Consider the following 3,963-nt stretch of genomic DNA (forward strand, 5'->3'; position numbering starts at 1 on the left):
GAAACGTTTCAGCAAGCTTAAAAAGCAAGACGACGCGTGGAAATTCCAGGAAGGAGACAAGACTAGCCTCGGGGAGACTGAAGCAAAAAAGTGGGATGAGCGGCGTATGAGCTCCAGCAACCCGTGCCAGTTACAACCTTGGCGTTGCTAGTCGGCTGCAATGACACTTATAGTCCCCCGGTCGCCCACGTGGCGACCAGGTTTGGCGACCTGCTTATCGGTAAATCATTGCATTTATCGGAGTTTCAAAAATGGAAAGATATATCCCTCTTACTGGAATCGAACGGGTTCCAGCCTCCCTTCTCATTGACTCGCAAGCACCGCTCGATGTGCTGCAAGCGATGGCTGACTATCGTATTCGTACCGTGACTCAAGTATTGGAAAACATCGCTTTTCGGGGTGAGGTGGAGGCTGACTGCGTGGTGCTTTCGGATTTTGCGCAGTTATTGGCGATACCGTTGCGGGATGGGTGTGATTTGATGGAGGTTATTGGGCAGCGGTTGCAGAAGGAGGTTTCTGAGGTAGAAGCGGGTCTTGAAACAGTTAGCTAGCAAAAGGGCTCCGCGCGTTGGCGGAATGAGCCAACGCGTGGAGGTAGAACTGCGTATTCCTCGTGACTGCAAAGACACTGAAATTTTCTACAAACATAGAGCTAGGGACTATGAAAAGAAGAAAGCTTGCTCCTCTATCTTTTCAAACAGATCGTCAGCCACCACATGGCAATTTTGGCGTTCTCGGATTAAAGCTCGTTCAAATGAGTTGCTAATTTCGGGATCGTCATCATCACCGAGCGCCCTCCACTCTTCCCCGTAATATTGCTTAAACACTAGCATCGAAAAGGCAAGCGGGGTAAGGGTTCTTTTGAGCGGCCAGCGATTTTCAGAATGGAAACCAATATGAAAATGTGAACACGGGTGAAAAAAACGCTTGCGCTGATCGGGGGCGTTCTCGTATCTCCACATGGGCTTTCCATTCAAGTTCTTTCTGCTATCCAGTAGGCTGAGGTATTGCTCATGGGAAATAAATTCGTTTTCTAAAAGCTCGGTGAGCTTCTTAAATGACTCAGTTTCTGATGCCTTTCCTGAAATAAATGGATTGGGATAATATGCGTAGCGCACATATCCATCACGCTCCATACTAAACTGAAAGTATGAGTAATCAGAAAAAATCATGTTATGGTGAGATAAATTCATCGCAACGAGATAGATGTCTATATACGTACTTTCCGCAGAAAGAATGGCATCTCGAAACTCAATATTCAGTGGAAGTAAGTTTGGATTGCTAAAAGCTGCAGCCAACCCGAGCTTGTCGGCCAAGTCCCAACTCCTGTTGATTCCTGACTGAATCTCCTGTCTATTCATCATCGTAATCCAGGTCCGCGTCTTCCTCTGACAAACCCTCACGACGAAGACTTTCTAGATAATCAGCCTTCAGCCTTTTGGCTTTGATAGAGCGCTGGCTTAGATCTCTCTGGATCATATCAAGTTTGGAGAGGTCTGGCATAGTGAAACGCAAGGCAGGAAAGTTTTGCTCTGCCTCCGACATCTCATTAATAATTTGGCTCGTAGAGCCTTGCATCCCTGAAACGCGAAGCCACGCTTTAGTACGCGTGAGAGCCGTAAACAGTTTATTGCGATCTCCTCGTGTTTTAAGTGAAATCGCGTCGACACCAATCACGAAGACTACAGCTGCCTCATTTCCCTTGGCGCGATAAATTGTGGAAAGCGTTACCTTGTTGGGTATTGTAAAGGGAGGGTCTGAATATGGATCGGCGTGAATATTATTAGACGCAACGCCCAGATCCGCAAGTTTTGAGGACAGCTCTTTGAAGTAGCTCTTCATGTGTCGATCATCCAGAGCGACAATCATTATATCCTCCGGATTTAAACCTTGCTCTAAAAAGTCAGATATCGACGCTATGACCCAGCTTGTCTCATCATCCATCGACTGCGCATTGTACTGCTCTATCAGTTGAGGTAGCTTTGCCCCACCCAAACTAACCGGACTATTTTCAGCAGGACGTACGACCTCCACTTCTGCACCGGCGTAATAGTTTGGTGAAACGACCTCATAGCCGACGTCCTTCCAATGATCTGCACTTTCAAGCAATTGTACAATACTGGAATAAATTCCAAATCCGAGCGCATGAGCGGTGATCAAAACTTCTCGTTGGTTCCGATAACACTTACTAAGAACAGTATCATTCGTAAACTTGAACGGAAGACCTATTGCTGCTCTCTCTAAAGAGATTCGGGGTTCCGAGTCATGATCCATACCAAATAGTTCAGCAGCACTTCGCATCCTTACCTTCATAATATTCTGAAGGTCGTCGTAAGCCCATACAATATTCTTTTTGTCTCGATGGCCTTTCGTAAGCCGAAAACTTAACTCATAAAATGCAGTCGGAAAATCTTGCCCCTCATCGATTAGTATGTGGTCATAGTATTCTTCGATGTCACTTTTTTGCATAAGATCTTGGCACGCAAACTCAAATGGATCGACGCCAGTAGGTGCGCCAGCGCGTGCGGTGCTAAAGGTGAGAGGCGTTCTTCCAGCGCGCAAGCAGGCGTCGGAATAGGCACCACGGGTGTTAGAACCGCCCCAGCCGTGTAGTATGTGAATGTTGTTCCAGTCGGGATCGACTTCCTTATAGTGCCTATAAAACTTAGTGACTAAATTTTTAATAGAAGACTTTAAGCTCTTCGTATAAAAAGTTAAAAGGATTTTATCATTTGGCCTATTCATATGAAGATGTGCGGCTTTCATTGCCAAAATGATAGTTTTTCCTGAGCCCGCAAGTCCGCGTATTCGTTGAGGACCATTAATTGTTATCAAGGCTGCAGAGCGTTGCTTTTGGTCGAAATTTGCGATCTCAGATTCAAGCTCAGCCAGCGCACTAGCTGCACGTTGTAACTCTGGGTTCTCAACAAGGCGTTTGTTTGATCGAGTGAGGGCTTTAGCGCCTTCAATCACAGATCGGGCTTCGTCATATGCTTCCGAATCTAAAGGATCTTCTTCAAGATTCTGTATCAAGTCGCTCAAGGAGTCCATTGAAGAAACAATTTCAGAGTCGCTCGAATCAAAAATCCTATCTGCTAGATTACTGTCGCAAAAAATAATAGGCGTAACATTCAAGGATAGCTGAGAGCGTGACTTTCTCAATATTTTACTTTTTAGCAGTCTACCTATTAGAATACTGCAAAATTGATTAAGCGAATCATCTACTGCTAAAAGGGTAGTAGTGCTTTCGCGATCCGCCTGGATTGCAGTGATTACCCGGATGGCGAGGATCCCGCAACTACGACTAAGCACTAAAATATCTGGTTTGTGATCTGCGCCATCGTAGTCTGAATAAACTGGAAAATCGTAGTAAAGAGCTGATGGTGAGGAGCTTATAGCGCTATCTGAATTTTTAAGCGATTCAATAAGGTCTCTACCGAGCGGATCTTCTTGCAATCTTTCTGTCGTGACGAGAATATCAACTGCCATGTCAATTGCGTCCTTGATGAATTTTTAGTTTATAAACATTGTCTTTATCGTAGCTATGGTTGCTACGGTGATCGACACACGAGCAGGTCTTCTACATTTTAGCCATAGTAGCGGGTTGAGTGTAATACCACCTACCCATTTAAAATTTTCGATCTGCGTAGCGACATGGCTCTCAGTCGGTGGTAGCGGATGATTAACCAAGCCCCACCCTTTTAATCCCCTGCACCAATGAGAGGCGTCAATGGCTGCTCTCGCCTGCAATCCAGCGAGGCTACACCGTATTTGTTAGGTACCCGTGAAACTGATTGTGGGTTAAATCTGTCGATCAAATATCCTACGCACCTCCCCCAACCTCCTCCCCCCCACACCTCTCCACCAAAAAATCCACAAATGCCCTAACCCGCGCCGGCATCGCCCCTCCCCCCACAAACACCGCATGAATCGGTTCCACATCCCCCGGATTAAACGCCTCCA

At 46.1% G+C, this 3,963-nt stretch carries 3 protein-coding genes; 1 reads left to right on the top strand and 2 read right to left on the bottom strand.

Translation table 11 applies throughout. From position 1 onward, the window contains the following. Positions 1-251: 251 nt before the first annotated feature. Positions 252-551, top strand: a complete 300-nt coding sequence (locus tag APH41_RS12235) for a hypothetical protein (protein ID WP_054919247.1) — start codon at positions 252-254, stop codon at positions 549-551. Between the two features lie 108 nt (positions 552-659). Here APH41_RS12235 and APH41_RS12240 read toward each other — a convergent pair whose 3' ends face one another. Then, positions 660-1,316, bottom strand: coding sequence for a DUF2290 domain-containing protein (locus APH41_RS12240; protein WP_177333563.1), 657 nt, complete (start codon positions 1,314-1,316; stop codon positions 660-662). A gap of 37 nt (positions 1,317-1,353) precedes the next feature. Continuing rightward, positions 1,354-3,489 carry a DEAD/DEAH box helicase gene (locus APH41_RS12245; RefSeq protein WP_054919252.1) on the bottom strand — a complete coding sequence of 712 codons (2,136 nt, stop codon included), beginning with the start codon at positions 3,487-3,489 and terminating at the stop codon, positions 1,354-1,356. Positions 3,490-3,963 lie beyond the last annotated feature (474 nt).

This window comes from Pseudomonas sp. NBRC 111138, assembly GCF_001320835.1.
In the GTDB taxonomy this organism is placed as follows: domain Bacteria; phylum Pseudomonadota; class Gammaproteobacteria; order Pseudomonadales; family Pseudomonadaceae; genus Aquipseudomonas; species Aquipseudomonas paracarnis.

What these genes read in the sequence shown, in the direction of transcription:
- APH41_RS12235 (WP_054919247.1), top strand. Translation starts at nt 252, where the DNA reads ATGGAAAGATATATCCCTCTTACTGGAATCGAACGGGTTCCAGCCTCC.
- APH41_RS12245 (WP_054919252.1), bottom strand. Translation starts at nt 3,489, where the DNA reads ATGGCAGTTGATATTCTCGTCACGACAGAAAGATTGCAAGAAGATCCG.